The 22,004-nt window shown below is 54.7% G+C and carries 17 protein-coding genes; 5 read left to right on the forward strand and 12 right to left on the reverse strand.

The window, feature by feature from the left end; genetic code table 11:
- Positions 1–234: 234 nt before the first annotated feature.
- Both ACL7TT_RS16435 and hrpA read right to left on the reverse strand, forming a co-directional pair.
- Positions 235–579: an HvfA family oxazolone/thioamide-modified RiPP metallophore gene (locus ACL7TT_RS16435; RefSeq protein ID WP_413397020.1), complete on the reverse strand. Its 345-nt coding sequence runs from the start codon at positions 577–579 to the stop codon at positions 235–237.
- Positions 580–798: 219 nt separating this feature from the next.
- Entirely contained in the window at positions 799–4,725 is a 3,927-nt protein-coding gene (gene hrpA / locus ACL7TT_RS16440) for an ATP-dependent RNA helicase HrpA (protein WP_413397021.1), read from the reverse strand.
- Between the two features lie 150 nt (positions 4,726–4,875).
- On the opposite strand from hrpA, the gene ACL7TT_RS16445 reads away from it, so the two are divergent.
- Entirely contained in the window at positions 4,876–6,363 is a 1,488-nt protein-coding gene (locus tag ACL7TT_RS16445) for a peptide MFS transporter (RefSeq protein WP_413397023.1), read from the forward strand.
- A 72-nt stretch (positions 6,364–6,435) separates the two neighbouring features.
- On the opposite strand, the gene ACL7TT_RS16450 is transcribed toward ACL7TT_RS16445, so the two are convergent.
- From ACL7TT_RS16450 to dnaX, 10 genes are all read right to left on the reverse strand, one after another.
- Positions 6,436–7,617: a vWA domain-containing protein gene (locus tag ACL7TT_RS16450; protein ID WP_413397025.1), complete on the reverse strand. Its 1,182-nt coding sequence runs from the start codon at positions 7,615–7,617 to the stop codon at positions 6,436–6,438.
- 109 nt (positions 7,618–7,726) lie between these two features.
- Positions 7,727–8,572 carry an AAA family ATPase gene (locus ACL7TT_RS16455; RefSeq protein WP_413397027.1) on the reverse strand — a complete coding sequence of 282 codons (846 nt, stop codon included), beginning with the start codon at positions 8,570–8,572 and terminating at the stop codon, positions 7,727–7,729.
- 144 nt (positions 8,573–8,716) lie between these two features.
- On the reverse strand, positions 8,717–9,397 hold the full coding sequence (locus tag ACL7TT_RS16460) for a YEATS-associated helix-containing protein (RefSeq protein ID WP_299947058.1): 681 nt from the start codon (positions 9,395–9,397) through the stop codon (positions 8,717–8,719).
- A gap of 626 nt (positions 9,398–10,023) precedes the next feature.
- Positions 10,024–10,404 (reverse strand): hypothetical protein, encoded by a 381-nt coding sequence (locus tag ACL7TT_RS16465; RefSeq protein WP_413397029.1) that lies wholly within the window; start codon positions 10,402–10,404, stop codon positions 10,024–10,026.
- A 55-nt stretch (positions 10,405–10,459) separates the two neighbouring features.
- Complete coding sequence (locus ACL7TT_RS16470) at positions 10,460–10,909, reverse strand: YcgN family cysteine cluster protein (protein ID WP_413397030.1); 450 nt, start codon at positions 10,907–10,909, stop codon at positions 10,460–10,462.
- Between the two features lie 10 nt (positions 10,910–10,919).
- Complete coding sequence (locus ACL7TT_RS16475; protein ID WP_413397031.1) at positions 10,920–11,207, reverse strand: YcgL domain-containing protein; 288 nt, start codon at positions 11,205–11,207, stop codon at positions 10,920–10,922.
- Complete coding sequence (rnd, locus tag ACL7TT_RS16480) at positions 11,204–12,334, reverse strand: ribonuclease D (protein WP_413397033.1); 1,131 nt, start codon at positions 12,332–12,334, stop codon at positions 11,204–11,206. Before rnd ends, ACL7TT_RS16475 begins: the two co-directional genes overlap by 4 nt.
- Positions 12,335–12,339: 5 nt before the next feature.
- Positions 12,340–12,948 carry a recombination mediator RecR gene (gene recR, locus ACL7TT_RS16485; protein ID WP_413397035.1) on the reverse strand — a complete coding sequence of 203 codons (609 nt, stop codon included), beginning with the start codon at positions 12,946–12,948 and terminating at the stop codon, positions 12,340–12,342.
- A 29-nt stretch (positions 12,949–12,977) separates the two neighbouring features.
- Entirely contained in the window at positions 12,978–13,322 is a 345-nt protein-coding gene (locus tag ACL7TT_RS16490; RefSeq protein ID WP_413397037.1) for a YbaB/EbfC family nucleoid-associated protein, read from the reverse strand.
- 154 nt (positions 13,323–13,476) lie between these two features.
- Positions 13,477–15,435 (reverse strand): DNA polymerase III subunit gamma/tau, encoded by a 1,959-nt coding sequence (gene dnaX / locus ACL7TT_RS16495; RefSeq protein WP_413397038.1) that lies wholly within the window; start codon positions 15,433–15,435, stop codon positions 13,477–13,479.
- A gap of 236 nt (positions 15,436–15,671) precedes the next feature.
- Here dnaX and ACL7TT_RS16500 point away from each other — a divergent pair, with 236 nt between their 5' ends.
- The 4 genes from ACL7TT_RS16500 to ACL7TT_RS16515 all read left to right on the forward strand — a co-directional run bounded on the left by ACL7TT_RS16500 (position 15,672) and on the right by ACL7TT_RS16515 (position 21,650).
- A complete protein-coding gene (locus ACL7TT_RS16500) occupies positions 15,672–16,202 on the forward strand; it encodes an RNA polymerase sigma factor (RefSeq protein ID WP_413397040.1) in 531 nt (176 codons plus the stop codon).
- A gap of 434 nt (positions 16,203–16,636) precedes the next feature.
- On the forward strand, positions 16,637–17,701 hold the full coding sequence (locus ACL7TT_RS16505; protein WP_413397041.1) for a FecR family protein: 1,065 nt from the start codon (positions 16,637–16,639) through the stop codon (positions 17,699–17,701).
- Between the two features lie 122 nt (positions 17,702–17,823).
- Positions 17,824–20,718, forward strand: a complete 2,895-nt coding sequence (locus ACL7TT_RS16510; protein ID WP_413397043.1) for a TonB-dependent receptor plug domain-containing protein — start codon at positions 17,824–17,826, stop codon at positions 20,716–20,718.
- 503 nt (positions 20,719–21,221) lie between these two features.
- Positions 21,222–21,650 (forward strand): CsgE family curli-type amyloid fiber assembly protein, encoded by a 429-nt coding sequence (locus tag ACL7TT_RS16515; RefSeq protein WP_413397045.1) that lies wholly within the window; start codon positions 21,222–21,224, stop codon positions 21,648–21,650.
- The last annotated feature ends 354 nt before the right edge of the window (positions 21,651–22,004 follow it).

A 22,004-nucleotide genomic window follows, 5' to 3' on the forward strand; every position in this document is an offset into this window, starting at 1 on the left:
TGTTAACCCAACCACTCAATACCCTGCGGGGTCAATGCGGCACAGAGTGGTGCCACCATCGGCCAGGAGCGGCGGCGAGCCCCTGAAATACACACTGTGCCAAAAAATAGCACCCGTATTTCAGGGCCGACAATCAAATAGCGCATGGGAAACCGCTTTGATTGCCGGATCAAGGGAATGAATGCCGGGGTAAAACGCAACCGCGGTTCTACCCAGGACAGACAGGAAGTCTAATTAGCCGCCACACTTACCCTCACCACACTTCCCTTCCTTCTTCTTTTTACCTTCGCCGCACTTGCCTTCGCCGCACTTACCTTCCTTCTTTTTACCTTCGCCGCACTTGCCCTCGCCGCACTTACCTTCCTTCTTTTTACCTTCGCCGCACTTGCCTTCGCCGCACTTGCCTTCCTTCTTTTTATCGCCGTGTTGGTCAGCGAGAGCCAGATTGTAACCGGAGGTCAGATCCTGGGCGGCAAACGGATTGGCAGTACTGCTGGCAGCAGAGACACTCATCGCTGCCGAGGCAATAAACGCCGCGCCAACGGCAGCCGCTACCGGGGAAAGATGCTTCTTGTTCATAACGAATCTCCTAGCTAATACCCAGAGTAATAAAAAAGCACTTAAGACTCTCTTTTCTCCCGCGTTAGTATAGTGCTGTGAAGAAAAAAGTTAGGCGACAAGGCCAGCCCGAAAACCGCCAATTTACTTCGCCCTGCCAAGCGCTTCGTCTGTTTTCAGTGTTTCTGTCGGGCCGGTCGGCAGAATATTACACGATTGGCCGCTTTTTTTCGTGACCGTTTACCAATAGTCGGCATCAGCCAAGCCACTTCGCTCAATTTCCATCCAGGCCCTGTGAAGACGCTTTGCTGACACGGGCATCAGTGTTTTCAGGCTTTGGGCAAACAGGGAAACCCGAAACTCCTCCAACATCCAGCGGTATTCTACCAATGGGGCCACGGCCGCCAATGCTCTTCTCGAATGCTTTTCCTCCTGATTGCCATAGGGCTCGGCGGCCCGGTGGTACTCAACCTGCAACTTGCGATCACGATTGGGGTCCAGACCGGCCTTCTCCAGGCGCAGACCAACGGCTTTCAGATAGCGGCCATACTGGCGCAACCATGCCCGGGGGGTATCAAACAGGAAACCGCGGTAGAAGAGGCCCGCCAGTTGCTGCTGGATATCACCCACCGCCATGGCCACCGCCAGATTTTTCTGCTGCTTGATCTGCTTGCGCAGCGGCACCAGCAGGGCCAGGGCCTTGACCAGCAGGTCTCCGAACTCCCGCGCCACTCCAACCAGATCACCATCTTCCTGCAGGGCGGACAGGAATTCGGCCTGGGTGCGCGGCCACTGCTCCTTGGGCCAAAAGACTTCACGCACAGCGGCTATAAGAATATCGTCCGCCACCTCCTCGCGCCGACCCAGGTCGGCGCTCGAAAGCCCCAACTCCTGGCCACGCAGTAGCTCCTTACGCAGGTATTTCACCTTTTCGGGCAGGTGCAACAGGGCTAAGCGGCAGATACCCGCGCGGCTCACCCGCCGCGCTTCATCGGGGTTATCCAGTAGCTTCAGGGACACACTGTCTCCCGCCTCCTGTAAGGCCGGGTAAGCGCGCACTTTGAGACCGCCCTGATTGAGGATATGGGTTTCCGGCAGCTCGCCGAAATCCCAGCGGGTGAGTCCATCGCGCTCAAAGCGATCACCCGCACTCGCCAGCCCCCGCTGTACCCGATCGCGATAGCGCGCCTGCAGCACCAGGAGATCGCGATCCTGATCGAGCAGTTTGCCCGACTCATCCAGAACCTGAATATTGAAGCGGTAATAATCCTCCAGGGCGTATTCGGCCGACTCCCAGGCGCTGTCGGGCAGTTGCCGGGCGGTCTGCCGCTGCAGCGCCAGCGCCAGCGCCTGCCACAGGGGTGTGTTATCCGCACGCAGTCTCGGCAACGCTTGGTCTACGGCCGCCGGTACCGGTACAAATGACTTGCGCCACTGTTTGGGCAGGGCTTTCACCAAAGCGATGCATTTGTCACGCAGGATACCGGGCACCAGCCAGGTCAGGCGCGCTGCCGGCACTTGGTGCAGAGCGGCCACCGGTACCTGGATACTCACACCGTCATCCACACTGCCCGGCTCGAAGTGATAGCTGAGCGGATATACAATACCGCCTGCCTGCAGTTCATCGGGGAATTGCGCCTCGCCCACATGCTCTGCACTCTGCTGCATCAGGAGGCCGCGGGGAATCAGCAGCAACTGTGGGTCACTGGATTCGACCTTCTTACGCCAGTGTTCGAATCCGGCCAGGTTGACAATATCTGCCGGTATACGCTCATCGAAAAAGCGGTAGATCACCGTATCATCCACCAAAATATCCCGGCGGCGGGATTTGGCTTCCAGCCCCTCCAGGGCTTGCAGCAGATCGGTGTAGTGCGCGTAGAAGCGACCCTTGCCGCGGTAGCGCTGCTCCACCAATGCCTGGCGAATAAAGACTGCACGGGCCGTTTTTGGGTCCAGCTTGGCGTAGGGGATACGGCGCTTTTCCACCAGGACCAAGCCGTAAAGGGAGACCTTTTCAAAGGCCATCACCTGGCCGGAGCGGGCATCGTAATGGGGCTCGAAATACGTGCGCTTAACCAGATACTGCGCTGCAGCCAACACCCAGTCCGGCTCTATTTTCGCCACCGTATGAGCAAACAGGCGGCTGGTCTCCAACAGCTGGGCGGCCACTATCCAGCGCGGTGGTTTTTTGAATTGGCCGGAGCCGGGGAAAATATGGTAGCGGCGATTGCGACAGCCGTTGAATTCTTTGTTTTCATCCCGCACACCAATATTGCCAAGCAGGCCCGTCACTATGGCCCGGTGCACCGCCTCATACTCCGCCGGTTCTTTATTTTCTTTCACTTCCAGTTCCCGGCAAGCCACCCGCAACTGGTGATGGATGTCCCTCCACTCGCGCATGCGCAGCCAGGACAGGAAATTCTTCTGGGACCACTTGCGCAGCTGATTCTGGCTGAGTGCCTGGCGCTGGGCCTCAAACGCATCCCACAGTTGCACGAAAGAGAGAAAGTCTGATTGCGCATGTTGCCACTGTCGGTGCTTCTCATCGGCGGCCTGGCGCTTCTCCGCCGGGCGTTCGCGCGGGTCCTGCACGGCCAGGGCGGCGACAATAATCAGCACTTCGCGCGCGCTGCCATTTTCCACCCCGGCCAACAGTATACGACTCAGGCGCGGGTCCAGCGGCAGTCGTGACAGGATGCGACCAAGCCTGGTCACCCTGCCCTGGGCATCCACCGCCTGTAACTCCTGCAGCAGCTTGTAGCCGTCGTTGATCAGACGCGGGTCCGGCGGATCGACAAAGGGGAACTCGCGGATATCCCCGATGCGCAGTTGCAGCATCTGTAAGATCACTGCGGCCAGATTGGTGCGCAGGATTTCCGCGTCGGTAAATTCCGGGCGCTGTTCGAAATCACGCGCCTCATACAGGCGCACACAGACACCGGCGCTCACACGGCCACAGCGACCGGCGCGCTGGTTGGCACTGGCCTGGGAAACTGCCTCCACCGGCAGGCGCTGGATCTTGCTGCGATAGCTGTAGCGACTGATACGCGCAGTGCCCGGGTCGATTACATAGCGAATGCCCGGCACGGTAATAGAGGTCTCCGCCACATTGGTGGCAAGCACCACCCGGCGGCCTTTGTGCCCGTGAAAAACCCTGGCCTGCTCAGCCAGGCTCAGGCGGGCGTATAGGGGCAGTACCTCCAGCTGCGCGATCTGTGCATCCCGCAGGGCTTTGGCACACTCGCGGATTTCCCGCTCGCCACTCATAAATACCAGAAAGTCGCCGCCGCGCCGATGGCTGGATTTCTCCTCGTGCAGCAGCGCCTCCACCACGGCAACCACTTGCTCGTTAAGATCCACATCGCTGTCGGTCGCGGGGCGATAGTGCATTTCCACCGGATAGGTACGCCCGGAAACTTCAATAATCGGTGCACCATCAAAATGTCGGGAGAATTTTTCCAGGTCGATGGTAGCAGAGGTAATAATCAATTTGAGGTCCGGGCGTTTGGGCAGAATCGTTTTCAAATAACCCAGCAGGAAGTCGATATTCAGGCTGCGCTCGTGGGCTTCATCGATAATCAGCGTATCGTATTGACTCAGCAAGGGGTCGCGCTGGATTTCCGCCAGCAAAATACCGTCGGTCATCAGCTTTACATGGGTATGCTCAGTGCTGTGATCGGTAAAGCGCACCTGGTAGCCAACAGACTCCCCCAGCGGTTGCTGCAGTTCTTCGGCAATACGATTGGCCACGGTGCGCGCGGCAATCCTGCGCGGTTGGGTGTGGCCAATCTGGCCGTATATACCGCGCCCCAGGGACAGACAGATTTTTGGCAACTGAGTGGTTTTACCAGAACCCGTCTCACCGGCGACCACCACGACCGGATGCTTTTCGATCAGCTCGGCAATTTCCTCGCGCCGCGCCACCACTGGCAATGCTTCCGGCCACTGCACCTCGGGCAGTTTGCGCCGGCGCACCTCTGCCAGCGCCTCGGACGCCTGCAACTGTTGCTCCAGTTGGACCAGTAAGCGGTCCACCGGCTTGCCCTCCTTCTGATGCCGGCGCACATTCTTAACAGCCCGACGCAGTGAGTGGCGGTCTCGCCCCATACAGACGGAGATGCGGGCCTGCAGTGCCCCCAGTGTTTTTTCCGCTTCGGTGTGACTCATGATTCATACAGCATTGGCAAACGCGGGATTATACCCCCACTTTCAGGCAGGATTAAAAACCCCCTGGTGGCGCTTAACTATACTGGAGCGGATACAGGCTATTTCCAAAGGCAGCATCGCGCCTTCGGGTCACACCTTGCGAGCGGTACTATGCAAGAGTTCAAACCCAAGCCCCCCGTCAGCGCCGGCCGGCTGTTTGGTCACCCCAAGGGCCTGTTCCTGCTATTTGGCACCGAAATGTGGGAACGACTCAGCTACTACGGCATGCGCGGTATTTTCGTCTTTTACCTGACCTCCACTGCCACCGCCGCAGTATTCGGCTGGGAACAGCTCACAGATGCCGAACTGCAATCCAGGGCGCTCAGTTACCTGGGCTGGTATGCGATGCTGGTGTACCTGACACCCGTTATCGGCGGTTGGATGGCGGACAACCGCTGGGGCCAGCGTCGCTGCATTATGTTTGGCGGCACTCTGATGATGCTAGGGCAATTCTCCCTGGGCTTTCCCCACGCTTGGCTGCCGAAAGGCAGCGAGATTTATATGCTTTGGCTGGGACTGGCCCTGCTGATTATCGGCAATGGTTTCTTCAAGCCAAATATCTCCACCATGGTCGGGGATCTCTACGAAGAGGGAGACCACCGCCGCGACACCGCCTTTACCATTTTCTATATGGGCATCAACCTGGGCTCCATTCTCGGTTATCTCGTCGTGGGCTGGATCGGAGAGAAAGTGGATTACCAGTTGGCCTTTTTCGTTGCGGGCCTCGGCATGCTGGCGGGACTGATACTGCAATTGACTCAGGCCAAACGCTATCTAGGAGCAATCGGCATCGAACCCTCCGCCCATCTCGGCCAGAAACAAGAGGAGAGAGTTGATCGACGCCGCCCTCTCACCCAGGAGGAGCGAGACCGTATCAAGGTGATTCTGGTGCTGGGGGTTTTTATCATCATTTTCTGGGCCGGCTTTGAACAGGCTGCCGGTTCCATGAATCTATTTGCCAAATACCGCACCAATCTGAACGTGTTTGGCTGGGAAATCCCCGCCAGTTGGCTACAGATGGTCAACCCCCTGTTTATTATTATCCTGGCGCCTTTGATGGCCAGTATCTGGGTGGGTATGGGAGATCGGGAACCCAGCTCACCGGCGAAATTCAGCCTGGGCCTGGTCTTTCTCAGTATTGGCTTTTTGTCCATGTGCGGTGCAGCGCTGCAAATCGGCGATTCCGAGACTGTCAAAGCCAGTATCTGGTGGCTGGTCTTTGCCTATATATTCCACACCATCGGCGAGCTGTGCCTGTCACCAATTGGGCTTTCAGTGGTCACCAAACTGGCACCGCTACGCTATTTATCCCTGATGATGGGCCTCTGGTTTGCATTTATCGGCATTGCCAACAAAGGCGCTGCAGAAATCGGAAAACTGGTCGGGGTTTCCGGTTCTCTCGCTACCTTTGGCGGCGTGGCTCTAGCCGCAATGATTGCGGGGGTTATCCTGTATTTCATCCGCGAGAAACTGGTGGATTGGATGCACGGTGCGGAAGAGGTCCGCGTCACAGTGGGGGAAACCACCAAGGGGGAACTGAGTATCACCGCCGATCACGACGGCGTGCCGCCAAAACATTTTAGTGGCAATGATAAATAGGGAGATTAGATATTTTCAGTGGTCAACTACTGCTGTCTGGCCCGCATTAATAAAGGAAGAATATCCGGAAGCTTAGCGCCCTTTCACCAGGCAGGCAATCGCCCTATCCAGCCCCTCCAGGGTCATCGGGTACATATGTCCATCCACCAGGCGCTGTGTTATGCCGATACTGGGCGTGTAGTGCCAGTACGCCTCGTCCACCGGATTTAGCCAGATTAAATTACTGTAGGTATCGGTAATGCGTTCCATCCAGTTCGCACCGGGTTCCTCGTTCATATGCTCGACACTGCCATAGCGGCCGGTAATTTCGTAGGGTGCCATGGACGCATCCCCGACAAAAATAACCTTGTAATCCTTGCCGTAGGTGCGCAGTACTTCAAGCAATGAGGTATTTTCACTGAAGCGGCGCTGGTTTTCTTTCCACACATGCTCATAGACAAAATTGTGGAAGTAAAAATACTCCAGGTGCTTGAACTCGGAGCGACAGGCGGAGAACAGCGATTCACATACCTGTACATAGGGGTCCATGGAGCCGCCCACATCGAAAAAGATCAGCACCTTTATCGCGTTGTGGCGCTCGGCTACCATCTTAATATCCAGCAGGCCCGCATTGCGCGCGGTAGAGGAGATGGTGTTGTCCAGATCCAGTTCCTCGGCGGCACCGGTACGGGCAAATTTGCGCAGCCTGCGCAGGGCCACCTGGATATTGCGGGTGCCCAGACCAATGCTGTCATCCAGGTTCTTGAACTGGCGCTTCTGCCACACTTTGGATGCCGAGCGGTTGCGCCCTGTACCGCCGACCCGGATTCCGCCGGGGTGGTAACCACTATTGCCGAAGGGGCTGGTACCGCCGGTGCCAATCCAGCGGCTGCCACCACTGTGACGCTTCTGCTGCTCTTGCAGGCGCTTTTTGAATTCTTCCAGCAATTTTTCCAACCCGCCCAGGCTCTGGACTTTTTCTTTTTCCTCTTCCGTGAGCTGCTTGAGGAATTCAGCCCGTAGCCAATCCTCAGGGATCATTTGCTCGACGATATCATCAAGGGTTTCCAGGCCCTTGAAATAAGACTCAAAAGCGCGATCAAACTTATCGAAGTACTTTTCATCTTTCACCAGGCAGACACGGGCGAGGTAATAAAAATCGTCCATGTTCGCAAACACCAGGCGCTGCTGGAGTGCCTCCAGCAGTGTCAGCAGTTCAGTGATGGATACGGCCAGTTTATAGCGGCGCAAATTCAGGAAAAAGCCAATCAGCATAATAATTCGCAATCAGCACGGTTAACATTTTGAATCTGATCTCCCCTTTTGGATGGGGTCGGTGATGGCAATTTATCTTTTTTCGGTTTCATCTCAGGGCATTGCACCATCATCGGTTTTCTCGACGCGCCATAAACGCCAGGCGCTCAAGCATATGGACATCCTGCTCATTTTTCAGCAGGGCACCATAGAGTGGCGGAATCGCATGGCTACTGTCGCAGCTTTTCAACACTTCCTCGGGAATCTCATCTGCCATCAGCAACTTGAGCCAGTCAATCAATTCTGAAGTGGAGGGCTTTTTCTTCAGACCCGGCACATCGCGCAACTGAAAGAAAATATCCATGGCCTCTGCCACCAACCGACCTTTGATTTCCGGATAGTGCACATCGACAATTCTGTGCATGGTGTCGCGATCGGGAAAGCTGATGTAGTGGAAAAAACAGCGGCGCAGGAAGGCATCCGGCAGTTCTTTTTCATTGTTGGAAGTGATCATTACGATGGGTCGCTGCTCGGCCTTGATGGTTTCGCCGGTTTCATAGACAAAGAACTCCATACGATCCAGCTCCACCAACAGGTCGTTGGGGAATTCAATATCCGCCTTGTCGATCTCATCAATCAGTAGTACCACGCGCTCTTTAGCGGCAAAGGCCTCCCACAACTTGCCACGCTTGATGTAGTTGCCGATATCGTGAACCTTGTCCACCCCCAATTGGGAATCGCGCAGGCGCGACACGGCATCGTATTCATACAGCCCCTGCTGCGCCTTGGTAGTGGACTTAATATGCCACTGGATCAGCCTCAGTCCGAGGCTCTGGGCTACCTGCTCTGCCAGCAGTGTCTTGCCAGTGCCCGGCTCTCCCTTGATCAACAGAGGACGCTGAAGGGTGACTGCCGCATTGACTGCCATCTGCAGGTCTTCGGTAGCTACATAGCTGTCAGTACCGGTAAATTTCATCGCAACTCCAATCCTGTATTCGCCACTGTCTGCCTAATTTAGCGAATGATAATTGATCAACAGGCCGGGAAGCGAGGCGGGAACGATCAAATTGAATGACTAGTCCGAGTCGGCGGGATTGAAAAAGGGAGGATACGGCTGGGATCAGGCCGTCTGGGTGCGGCGGCGGTGTACCACCTGGCGCCCCTTGCCGGTGATATACCAGCGGATGCCCAGGTGACTGTGGATCTTACCCACCATTTCCAGAACCAACAAACTATTCAGGGCGCGGGCAATGGAATTGGTCTCCATGCCACTGTCTTTTACCATGCCGGACAGTGAACGGAATACACATTCGCCTCCGTTGAGCTGGCTGAGTACCTGCAGGGCATTATCGTCCAGCTTGCGAATCTGATTGAAGTCGAGTGCCGGGCCCCGCTCCGGGTCCCCCTCTATCTCATACTCCAGCAGCGGCATCATCTCCAGTTGCATGGTGCGCAACTCCTGCTCCAGATGTTCCACCCGTGCCCGCGCGATACTGGCATCGCGTAATTGCCGGCGCGCAGCATTAAATACAAACATGCGCGAGGCAATAGCGGCCAGCAGACAGTAGCCGGTAAAGAGCAATAGGCGCGACGGATCGCCCTGAATCTCAATGAGCAGATCACTCTGGGTAAACTTGAGGAAAATAGGCACTAAGAGCGCGCCACAAAGGCCTAAAATCAGGCAGCGGGCAAGGCCGGCGGGGTCCTCTTCGGTAAACAACATCTGATAGTAATTCACCAGTCCACCGAGAATACCCGAAACCAGCATGACCGCGGTGAGAATAAGCAGGTGGTCGAGCATCAGTGTTCCTCAGCCATCTAGCAAGCTGTTGAGAAAGGCCTTCTATGGCCTCTCTCAACCCGGGTTTGCAGCGCATGTCCGCAAACCCTCCACGACAAATCAAGCACTTAAATGCTTGATTTGCAGCCCGAACATCCCTGTTCAGGTTAGCAGACTGCTGCAAATTACTTTTTCAACAACCTGCTAGGGAGTCACCGCTCATGTGCGGCAGCGGGAGATACACACGCCAGAGGCACCGTACCGGCAGTCTTGCTGTGCATCCTTCGGCTGATTGTATCGGCAAAAACTGAGTGGACTGCACCTAAAAGTACCCACTAGTGATAAAGATAGCGATTTGCCGGGAATTACTCCGTCATGCCTTACTCAATTGTGACACTTCGTCGGTACGTTTGGCCTCACGCCAAGCACGGAAGCAGCCTAATAGATATAGCAGATGCTAACGACGACAGCAGCCAACGAGAAGGGAAGGGGCGCCTTTGATACCGGGAGAGGCGGTCAGCGCAAGCTTGGGATCGCAGTAACCCAAGACAACCTAAACGCCCAAAAAATCTGCCCAATAGGCACTGAGAAAAGATATCCCCAAAGTGTGCTGCCACTGCGTTTGGGACATGCAACTTAGAGCGCCATCACTGCTCGTTGAAGTAGGGATCTTCATCAAAGCGGCTGCGCCGCTCGCGGCGATACTTCAACAACAGAGTGACAATCCCCCAAACGACCATTAAAGCCAGGGCTCCACCGGCAGCAAAGACCAGATTAGCTGTGACTTCCGGCGCCGCACCCTGTTCTTCAAACAATGTCTGGTACACAAACAAGGGCAGCGCGGGCATCGCCACCAGTTCTGCACTCGGGGTTCGGGCCGGGACCAGCAATACCGCCGCAGCAACCAGCAGCAGGGTGCGACGCAACCAGCTCCAGTGCCAGCCGCGCATAAACCACCAGCCTGCCAGCAGTGCAACCAGTGTTGCAACAGCATAAACCATCCAGGCATATTGAAAATCTTCTGACATTTTTAATTCGCTCTGCTTTTCGCTGCACCCCGGTAGATTCCGCGACAGCCAACCTCTAACCGGTTTCCACCCAGGTAACAATATGCGCTTCCATATCATCCGGGTGTACCAGCGCTTCACTGACCACACAATCCCGTACCGACACGCCAGCCCTGTGCACCGATTCCGTATCCCCGCTAATCAGGGGATGCCAATCCGGCAGCAGACGCCCTTCCGCCAGGCAGCGATAGGCGCAAGTATTTGGCAACCAACTGAACGCTTTAATATCCTGCCCTCTCAACCCTTTACACTCCGGCACAAGTGTTTTTCGGCGGCTGTAATGCCTGCAGCGGCACGCGCGGGCATCCAGCAGTTGGCAAGCAACATTGGTACTGTATACCACCCCCGTCTCCTCATCCTCGAAGCTGCGCAAGCAGCAGCGGCCGCAGCCATCACAGAGTGCTTCCCATTCGGGTTCAGTCATCTGTTCGAGTGTCTTGCACTGCCAGAAAGGTGCTTCTGCCACCGTTTTTGCCTCAGTACTGCAGTTTGCTGTTTTTCAGTGCGACCCCATGCATCTCCGAGTCTGCCACAGGGGGCATCTGCAGGTAGTAGCCGCGCTTGTAGAGTTCCTGCAGAACCTTGTCGGCATCTGCGCGCGCCAGGGTCCGGTCCGGGGTTATCAACAGGGTTGTCACATGCCGGGGGCGGCCAAACAACTCCAGCAGATTTCCCGGTACCCGCTCAATCCCTGTGCGCTTGTCGACATACAGATACATTTCCTCTTTATTCGGACTGCGATAGATATCGCATAACACTTTCACTTTATTTCCTCTTCGCGCAGTTGCCGCAACACTTTCAGTAGTGGGCGGCCAATAATTTCAGCCCGCCAGCCACGCAGGCGCCCCTGCAATTCGGGGCGGCTGGACTGCACCAGTGCTTCCAGCTCCTTTTTACGTATCAGGATCTCCGAAGGCAACGCTTCGCGTGCAGCAATGACTGCAAGCTGCCGGCGTAGTTGTTTGAAAGTTTCTCCCTCCTGCCGGTTGAGCGGTTGGGGCAGGCGTGACGGCGTATCCTGCCGCTGGATAGCCCGGGAGGTGATTTGCAGCAATGTATCGCCGTGTTGACGCAGCACTCGCCCCTCCAAACCAAGCTGACTCAGAGCCTCTTTATGTCCCGGCACCTGTTGGGCCAGGGCCATACAGATACTTTCCTTGAGCAGGTGATTGCGCGGCATATCGAGCGCGCGTGCTTCCCGCTCGCGCCAGGCACACAGGTCCTGCAGCGCGGCGAGCTGTCTGCCGCGCAGGCGCCAGGCGCCTTTCACCTTTTGGTAGTAGAGCTCCGGAGGCTGCGGATTGCGCGCTGCCGTAACCAGGGCGGCACAATCCTCCCGCAACCACTCCAGTCGACCCCGCTCCCGCAAACGTTTGCAGAGCACGCCGTAAAGCGCCGGCAACCAGGCCACATCCAGTGCCGCATACTTTTGCTGCGCATCACTCAAAGGGCGTTGCAACCAGTCAGAGCGGGTCTCGCTTTTTGGCAGCTCGACATTCAACAGTGAACGCACAACGGCAGCATATCCCAGGCTTGCGTCCATACCGCTAATCGCCGCGGCAATCTGGGTATCGAAAATGGGCTCGGGAACTACTCCCAGCAAGCGCTCCAAAGTCTCCAGGTCCTCGCTACAACTGTGCATGATCTTGGTAACGGAAGTCTGCAGCAGCAGGTCTCGCAAGGGCTGCAAGTCCTCAATCGCCAGGTTGTCAATGAGGTAACAGTGCTTTCCGTCCCCTACCTGCACCAGGGCGGGTTGGGGATAGAAAGTACGGCTGCGCATAAACTCGGTATCCAGCGCCACAACGCGCTGCTGGCGCCAAATCTCACATAAATCCGCTAACTGTGCCTTGGTGCAGACCCAGCGCGGGGTGGTGTCCATATCGATCATCGACATTACTCAGCCGCCGGAAAGAAGGCGGTTCGGCTGTGAAAGGCGTGCGCCAGAGTGCCGCCATCGATATATTCGAGTTCTCCGCCAATAGGCACCCCATGGGCAATGCGACTCACGGCAATGTTGTGCGCCCTGGCGCACTCAGCAATATAGTGGGCTGTCGCCTCCCCCTCTACCGTGGGATTGGTGGCGACAATCAGCTCCTGCAGGGGCTCATTGGCGAGCCGCCGCTCCAGTAGGCTGACCCCCAGGTCCTCAGGGCCGATACCGTCGATGGGGGAAAGATGCCCGTGCAACACAAAATAGCGGCCGTGGTAATTGCCTGCCTGCTCTATCGCCAGCACATCTGCCGGAGTTTCTACCACACAGAGAAAAGCCTGTTCGCGGCGACTGTTGTTGCATAGGGCACAGACCGCTTCCTCTGTCAAAATGCGGCACTGCTTACAGCGGCCGACTTTCTCTACGGCCTGGGTCAGGCTGCGCGCCAGCAGTACCGCAGCGTCGGGGTCTTTTTCCAGCAGGTGCATGGCCATGCGCTGTGCCGATTTGGGCCCCACACTGGGCAGGCAGCGCAGCGCGCGAATCAGCTCTTCGATCAGGGGACTAAACATAGTATTCCAAAACGGCGGGGGTTCGCCCCTCAAAACGGGAACTTGAAACCTTCCGGCAGATTGATGCCGGTGGCGAGATCACCCACTCGCTGCTTTTGTAGTTCCTGGGCTTTCTCCTCTGCCCGGCGCACCGCATCATTGACCGCTGCAGCAAGCAGATCCTCTAGCATTTCCTTATCTTCAGTGAGCAGGGACGGGTCGATATGCACCGAGATGACATCGTGGCGCCCATTCATTGTAACTGTGACCATACCGGCACCGGATTCGCCACATACCCGCAGTTCATTTAACTCCTGCTGCAGCTTTTGCATTTTTTCCTGCATGTCGGCCTGCAGCTTCTGGGCCTGTTGCATCAAATCGCCCAAACCTTTCATAGGTAACCTCTATCTCTGTGATGTGATTGTCCGGGATGTCACCGGGCATTCAAAACAAACTTCGTAAACCCGGTACGGGAATGTACCGTCATTGGCCACAGGTGAATCAGCATTCGGGGAAACTACGTCTACCAATCCACCTGCCTGTACCGGGTTAATTCTCTGCCTCAAGCAGAGACTCGATGGAATCCGGCAGCAGTTCCGCACTCAATTCTGTCTGTAGTTCCCGAACCAGTGGGTCAGTGCACAACGCCTCGCGGGCAGCGGCCACACGGGTTTCCCGGGTAGCGGCTGCCAGGCGTGCAGGAGTATCGCCCCGCACCTGTCCCACTTGGATCTGCACCACAACCGGTCGCTGGAAAAAGTCCCCGAGCAGATCCCCCAGGCGTCGCTGATGCACCTCGTCATAGAGGCTGCTGTAGGATTCGTCCAGGGTAAAAGAGAGTATATGGTCCTGCAGACCCACAAGCTCGAGATGCTGGGCGATGGAGTGCAGTATGCCGCTGATGCCCAACTGCCGGTATAAGACCGGCCAACCGCCCGGTGTCAGAGCATCGAGATGGGCCTTGGGCGCATCTCCACTGGCTCCGGGCGCCTCTTGCCGCTGTGGCGCAGGCGATGACTCCACCTCTACTACCCGCTGGCGCAACTCTGCCAAAACGTTTTCCCGCGGAGTCTGCGCTGCGGGCGCCGAGGCCTGTTCTTTCAGTGCAACCTCCTGCCGCCCCTCCTTGATCCCTCTTTCTCTCTCAACAGTCCCAGTTTGGGACCCGTACGCCTCAACTTCAGGCCGAGAGAGAGGTTCGCGCACGACTTCTGGTGCCAAGTGACTATTTGGGTCGACCTGTTCTACCTTGTCCGATAATCCAGGTTTGACAGTGGCCGTAATATCGGGCCGCTGCGATACCATTTCAGGCTTTTTTCCCCCAGGCGCCTCCTGTCCGTCAACCGGCGACTCGCTCTGTACAGTCTGGGTCTGCTCCCGCTCGGAAGCACCGGGCAGAGCAACCCGGGGAATATCCGCCACGCCCTGTGGGCGGAATGCCAGCATACGCAGCAGGGCCATCTCAAAACCACTGCGTGGGTCCGGCGCAAAGGGCAAATCGCGCCGGGCGAGCAGAACCATCTGGTAAAAGAGCTGTACATTTTCCGGCGCTATACGCCCCGCAAGCGCTCTCAACTTCTCTCTGCTCCCCTGGGCGTTATCCACCGACTGGGGCAATACCTGGGCAACAGCCAGCCGGTGCAGGGTATCGGCGAGTTCAGCCAGAGCGGCACTGTAGTCCGGAGCCTGTTGGGCAAGCTCTCCTACGGTGGCAAACAGCGCAGTGGCATCCTCGTCGGCCAGGGCGCTTAACAACCGCCATACGAGCCCGGTATCGATACTACCGAGCATACTCCGCACCTCCGCCTCACTGATCTTGCCGCCACCGAAGGCGATCGCCTGATCTGTGAGACTCATACCATCGCGCATACTGCCATCAGCAGCGCGCCCCAGATGCCAGAGCGCTTCCACTTCAAAGGGCACCCGTTCCTGCTCCAAAACGAACCGCAGATGCTCGACAATCCGCTCCGGGCTCATATTCTTCAAGTTGAACTGCAGGCAGCGGGACAATACGGTTACCGGCAGCTTTTGCGGGTCCGTCGTAGCCAGTAAGAACTTAACATGGGGTGGCGGCTCTTCCAGGGTTTTCAACAGGGCGTTGAAGGAACTGTTTGAAAGCATATGTACTTCGTCGATCAGATAGACCTTATAGCGCCCTGTGGTCGGAGCATACTGAACGTTTTCCAGTAGCTCACGGGTATCCTCCACCTTGGTGCGCGACGCAGCATCCACTTCGATTAGATCGACAAAACGGCCATCGGCAATCTCTGTACAGGCGTTGCAGTGTCCACAGGGCTCTGAGCTGACACCCTCTTCACAGTTCAGGCACTTGGCCAGAATCCGCGCTATGGTGGTCTTACCCACTCCCCGGGTACCGGCAAACAGATAGGCATGGTGCAGCCGGCCACTGTCCAGGGCATTGATCAGTGCCTGGAGCACATGCTCCTGCCCTACCATTTCCCGAAACAGCCGCGGACGCCATTTGCGTGCCAATACTTGATAGCTCATCCAGCCTCCGGTGCTCGACACCCTCTAGAAATCATCTCTTCTGCGCCACTGGCGCGGGCGCCATTATACCGGCATAGACAGCGGCGCATAGCGGATACCGGACACCAGTTCAAATAGGCCTTTCGCGTCACTCGTCGCCAAGCCAACGCTTATGATATAACTGTGCGCCAGCTGGCACTTATAACAATCAGATCATAACTATCACGGCAAGCTTGGTACGGGGAACGCAACAAGTAATGAATAAGGCCAGGAAGATCCTTCTGGAAAGGCTGTTTGCCGATCACGGCCAAGCTCTGGTGCGCTTTGTAGCCCGTATCGTCAAAAGCCCTGAGGACGCCGAAGACATCACCCAGCACGCTTACCTGCGCCTGCAAAAGCTCAGTGACAAGAAGGAACTGGATAACCCCCGGGCCTATCTCTACCAAATTGCCAACAACCTGGCAGTCGATCAGCTGCGCCGGGGCAAGTTGCACGTCGACTATATTAGCCAGCAACTTCCCGCGGATGGAGAGTCCGACGGCGCTGAGCATATCGACCACCAATCCCCGGAGCGCGTGCTCGCCGCCCGCCAGCAACTTCAGTCCATTTACGAAACCATGGACAAACTGCCAGTCAAGTGCCGCCAGGCATTTCTTTTGCACAGAGCCCGCGGACTGTCATACAGTGAAATTGCCCGGGAAATGCGCATTTCCGTGAGCAGTGTTGAAAAATATATCCTGCAGGCCCTCAAAGCCTGTCGGCGAAAGGTTGTTTGGAATTCCTATTAACACAGCAACCATCTAAGGCTCTTACGACGCCATCGCCACTCTTGAAATACCGGCACAACGGCCCGGGTGGCTTGTATTTAAGGTCCCTTGCCGGCCTGAGGCCGCCGGCAGTAGCGCCTCCGGGAGCCACAATAACCGGATATCCCGTCGGATTGTCCGGTTGAAAGCAAGAACTCCCTCTTCAAATTTAGTTGAGGGGGAAATCTACTCCGTCGTCTCAGTTTGCAGGAGTAGTGCTCGCAATTCGAGGCCAGGGCAATACTATTAGCCACAGCGCGGTGAAATTTACTGGCTGCCAAATGTGATACAAAGTTTTATAGAAGTCATACTTGCATTGTTAACGTCGCACAAACTGGGGTAATTCGAGTAAAATACACTCAATTTAACCGTCGGCATCCCCAGTTAAATAACAGATTCTAGGCACTGGAGTAAGCATGAATACCAACGCACGGCAGGTAGCCTGCGAAGAAAGCCTGGATCAGGCTTGCGCTTGGGTTGCGCGTTTACGCTCTGACGCCATGAATCCCAAAGAGAAGCGCGACTTTGCGGCATGGATGTCTATGTCCGAGCAAAACCGTCGCGCCTTCAAGGATATTACAGCGTTGTGGGGCGATCTCGGCGCTCTTTCCTATATGCCAGTAGACCAGCTCTTCCCCGAAAGCGAACTCTCTACTCCCAGGCCCGAGTTCGCAAAAGTAAGGCCTCCCATTGAGACACCTGCCAACAAAGTGCCTGATCGTCGTGGATGGGGCTTGCCCCAGTGGATCCTGAGCGGGGGACTGACAACCTGCAGTGTATTGCTTGCGGCCTGGTTTGGCTTTCATTGGCTTAACACGGAAAATCCCGATGAGTTGGTCTTTATCACTCAACCCGGAGAGATCCGCACTATTAACCTCACCGATGGCTCTGAAATAAAACTGAATTCTAGTAGTGAGCTGCACGTAAACTACAGCCGCGAGAAAAGGCGTACCCAGCTGATTCGCGGTGAAGCCTTCTTTGAGGTTGCCAGACAGACTTCCCGTCCATTTTCCGTTGCTGCCGGTAGGGCCAAAATCCGCGTACTTGGCACAGAGTTTAATGTTGAACTCAACCCGAAAAGCACTCGGGTATCTGTTACTGAGGGAACTGTCTCTGTGAGCAAAGCGGATAGCGCTCCAGGTCTCGCACCAGAATCCGTCAGATTGGGCAAAAACCAAAAGGTTAGCGTCTTCACGCGGGGTTTGAGTGAAGTCCGCCACACCTCTTTAGAGGAGGCAACAGATTGGACTCGTGGCCTCCTGGTTTTCGAAAAAACCCCACTAAAAGAGGCCCTGCTGGAATTGAACCGCTATCTCAGGGTACCGGCAATTGCCACCCCACAGGTGGAGGAGCGACTAGTGTCTGGCACCTTCGCAGTATCCGATCCGGACAACACGCTGGAGGCCATAGCAACGGTGCTGCATCTGCAGCAGGATCGTAGCAATTCCAACCTGACTATCTTGTCTCCCAAGCACAAGTAGGTTATAACAACCCTTGGCGGTTATTTATTGTGCACGCTTCAATATTCTGCTCATAAATCCACAATAGCAAGAAAAGTATCCGGGTTCATTTCGGCTCCAGACCTATAAAAATGAGCATGCTTTTGACAGTAAAGTACTGGACCTTACTCACTTTAGTACTCCTGTTGCCATCTTCTGGCACAGCCGCCGCTCTGTGTCCCAAACCCAGCATCCAATTACCCGCGGGTACCCTGTCCAAAGCCCTGATATTCCTGGGACAGCAATGTAACATTTCGGTACTGGTGGAGGCCTCCGCTGCCTCTCATTATGAACTGGCAGAGCAGACCCTGCGCAGTGACAACGGCCAGTTTGAGCCAGCCCTACAACAGTTGCTGCTCGAATTACCGTTCAAATATGAACGTATAAGCCCAACCTCTGTCGCTGTCATCACAGATGACAAGAAAGAACAAGCAGCAGCAAAGCCCGCTTTCCATTCTACTGAGGAGGTCACTGTTACTGGGCAACGCCTCACCGGTAGTCATTTACATCACTCCCATCTGGATGGATATGCGCCTGTCGATGCCCTCACCCGCCAGCAATTGGAGATGACGGGCGCTCAAACTGTCGCCGACTTGCTAAAGTTCCTACCGGCAGTTTCTGGCAACTTCACAAGCACTTCGGTCAGCCAAGAGGGGGACGGTACTGCAACCGTCTCCTTACGCGGCCTTCCCCCCAGCAATACGCTCGTCCTCTTGAACGGTCGACGTATTATCAGTGACGGATTTAAAGGAGAAGCCACGGATCTTAATTCTATACCGCTACCCATGGTTGAACGGATAGAAATTCTGAAGGATGGGGCATTTGCAATTTACGGTTCAGACGCAATTGCCGGCGTAGTAAACATCATTCTACAACGCGATTTTGAAGGTCTTAAAGTGAGTAGTTACTACGGTCAGTCCCAAGAGAATGACCGGCAAACGAAATCACATCATTTAACCTGGGGGTGGCAGGGCGACAGAAGTCACTTATTACTCAGCCTGGCTCAATACCAGCAAGAGGCGGTAATGAGTCGCGATCGCAGTGTGTCCGATTCAGCCGACAGTCGTCCCAACGGTGGCCTGGATCAGCGCTCATCAGCCATTCCAGGAGGATTTATTGCACTGAATGATAGCACCGTAATTACCAATACCTCTAGAGGGGATTACCAAGACTGGATAAGCGAAGACCGCTATGACTACAGCGAGCATACTTCAGCTATAGCGCCTTTGGACAACAATTCCGTGTACCTAACAGGGGATATTGATGTAGGAGATAATGCATTTCTATTTGCTGAAATTATGGGAGTTCGCACCCTGGCAGAATCCATAATGGCACCCACTCCGGTATTTACCCGCTTCAATAACGACGACTTTACTATTGCCTCTGAAAATATCTACAACGCCTTCAGCCAAGACATTACGGATTTGCGAAGGCGATTGGTAGAAATTGGGCCGCGCAAACAAACCAATCGGATTACTACCTGGCGATTCAATTCCGGGCTCAAGGGGCTTTGGCAGGAGTGGCAATGGGAATTGGGCGCAGCCTATCAACACACGGAAAAAACCGAGAAACTCAGTAATCTGATAGATTCATCGGCCCTTGCTTTAGGTCTGAAAGGGCCAGACCGGTGCAATCCGAATATAGGCTGTATTGCTGTCAATCTCCTGGGCCCCAGCGGCAGCATCAACACTGAGCAACTGGATTTTATACGCAGTGAAAGTGTCAACAACAGCGACTCACAAATGACTGCGGTCACCCTTGTTGCTGACGGTACCCTTGCACACTTGGCATCCGGGAAAATAGGCGCAGCCGCGGGGATTGAACTTCGGCGGGAAGCGATAGACTCCCTATCAGTGGGTAGTGAGAGGATATCTTTTATCGGAGGTCATGCTCCCGGCACCACAAAAGGCTCACGCATTATTAGAGAGGCTTTTACCGAAGTTTCTATCCCATTAGTCGAACAACTCTGGCTGGATGGCGCCTTGCGCCTGTCGCACTACAATGACTTCGGTAGTACCAGCAATCCCAAACTGGCACTGCGCTGGAAACCCTTGCCCGCTCTCATGATACGGGGGAGTTTTGCAACTGGATTTAGAGCCCCAACCCTTACAGATGTGAAGCAACAAAGCTACCTAAGTCAGGTAACGATCATTGACCCCTGTTCATACCACCACCCCGACACCCTTCCTGGTTGCACAAAACAAGCCGACAGCTCACTGATTGAGCACCTGTCCGAATTTGGGGGCAACCCGAATCTGAAACCAGAAACATCGAAAAATCTATCTTTGGGTATTACGTGGACTCCCCCTTCTCTCGAGGGGTTTAAGGCAACTTTCGATTTATACGATATACAGCAAGAAAACGTCATTGGGTCCGACCCTCAACTTCTCGTTGAACAAAATGCCCGCTCTGGCCTATTCGGTGACAAGGTGGTTAGAGATGAAAACGGTGATATCAGCAGGATCTATGCCACCCGGCTAAATCAGGGGAACCGTGAGGTACAGGGGTATGACATAGCTCTGCGTTATAATTTGCAACCGAGGCATACAGGCCATTTTCGCCTCGCATTAAATATCAGCCACACACTGCATCACCTCACTCAAGTCACGCCAGAATCACAAAAAGAAGACCTTTCCGGCACCTTTGCTGGAAGCGCGAATGGTGAGGTTGGATCTCTCCCGAAATGGAAAGCGAATGCTGGTATCTATTGGAGTAAAGGCTTCTGGGAGGCTGCTTATACTATGCACCATGTAGGCCCGCTGGAAGAAACATTTACCCAGGGCGAGCGCCTCACCTCACGGGATATTGAGGACTGGTCTACCCACGATTTTCAATTTGCGGTTACTCCCCATAAAAAACTGCGACTTGCCATCGGGGTCAACAACCTGCTAAACCAACCCCCTCCATTAGCTGCCACCGCCACTAACCACAATTACGATTTTCGGACCTATGACCTTACTGGCCGCTTCTGGTATGGCACTTTCTCTCTCAATCTGTGAGTCGAAAACCCATTTATTATCTATCTCTGTCATCAATAGCTGTGCACAGGCGGCAATTTGACCCACTGCTGCCTTCTCTTTACCAATTCTTACTTTGGCGCCAATAAGCACTTTCACCAGACTACTCTGTAAAAAGTCATCTCCGTAAATGAGGTCAGGTATAATCCAGACAAAGGTACAAAGCGCACATTCAGCAATTCCTACAAGACATTGCCTGAGTATCCCAGAGTTACACAGTCGGTTTAGAGCTACTTGTGTGCTGAATATCAGCGCATTCAGTCACCCTTTTTCAATTCGGCTTCACCCTCAGTCTACACTCCAAATAATCATCCAAAAATCGGTAGTTTTTCAGCTCAAACCAACAATTGGCGGGCTCGATAATTTAATCAGCAGGCTCCGTCCGGCTGATTAGAAACCCTCTGTCCCGCCTATACCAAAAGAACGGCAAGAAAACAGCTTAAACCGAACAATTGGGCGACAATCCATTCACAGGAAGGATAAATATGTGGCCAACCACACTGATATTGACACTCAGTGCATCCTTTGTTTTTTGGCTGGACGATACAAGTGTTCTGTCAGCGGATACTGATTCAGGGATACTGGAAGATGAATCTTACGGAATCTATATAGATCGCACAATTACACAAACTGGACACGACTTTGTTCGCTATATCAGCGAGTACAGGAACCTCCATTATCCAGACGCCACTTACATGCTGACGATCTACGAGCGTCCCTCAACTCTGTGGGGAAACCTCATTTTGGTGACCTATAACAGTAGAATTATATTTAGGCGATTTATTATTCCAAGCACAACAGCTATACATCCCCTGGCCAATGAGGCCGCGCAACAGATCCATGAAAAAGTATTGCAGGAACGTATCCGCAGCCCACTCATCCACAATTTCAACTTGGGGAGGGGCAAATATTAGAATCTAATGTATGATTTCAAACAAGATATTATCACGCCCTCCCAAATTGAAATTTGGAGTAATTGGGATTCATTCAAACGATAGCGAACGAAGGAAAAACGATAATTGCTCTGTCCTTAAACTGCCAACCCAAGGCAAAAGAGTCCCGATAAATCTATCGAAAAAAGATTGATTCCGGTGCACGGGGATACAGTCATGACCTTTTTGGAGAGGGTGTTCAAAACTCTGTGTCAGCCAAGTAGCCTCATAGGCTGATATATTTCTCCAGGCGATCCGGGAAGTGGATCGTCAGCTGTGACAGCGTCAAGTTCCAGTTCTGGATCGGGTGCGTCCAGCGCTCGGAGGCTTTCAGTA

The organism is Microbulbifer jejuensis, from assembly GCF_047289955.1.
Classification (GTDB): domain Bacteria; phylum Pseudomonadota; class Gammaproteobacteria; order Pseudomonadales; family Cellvibrionaceae; genus Microbulbifer.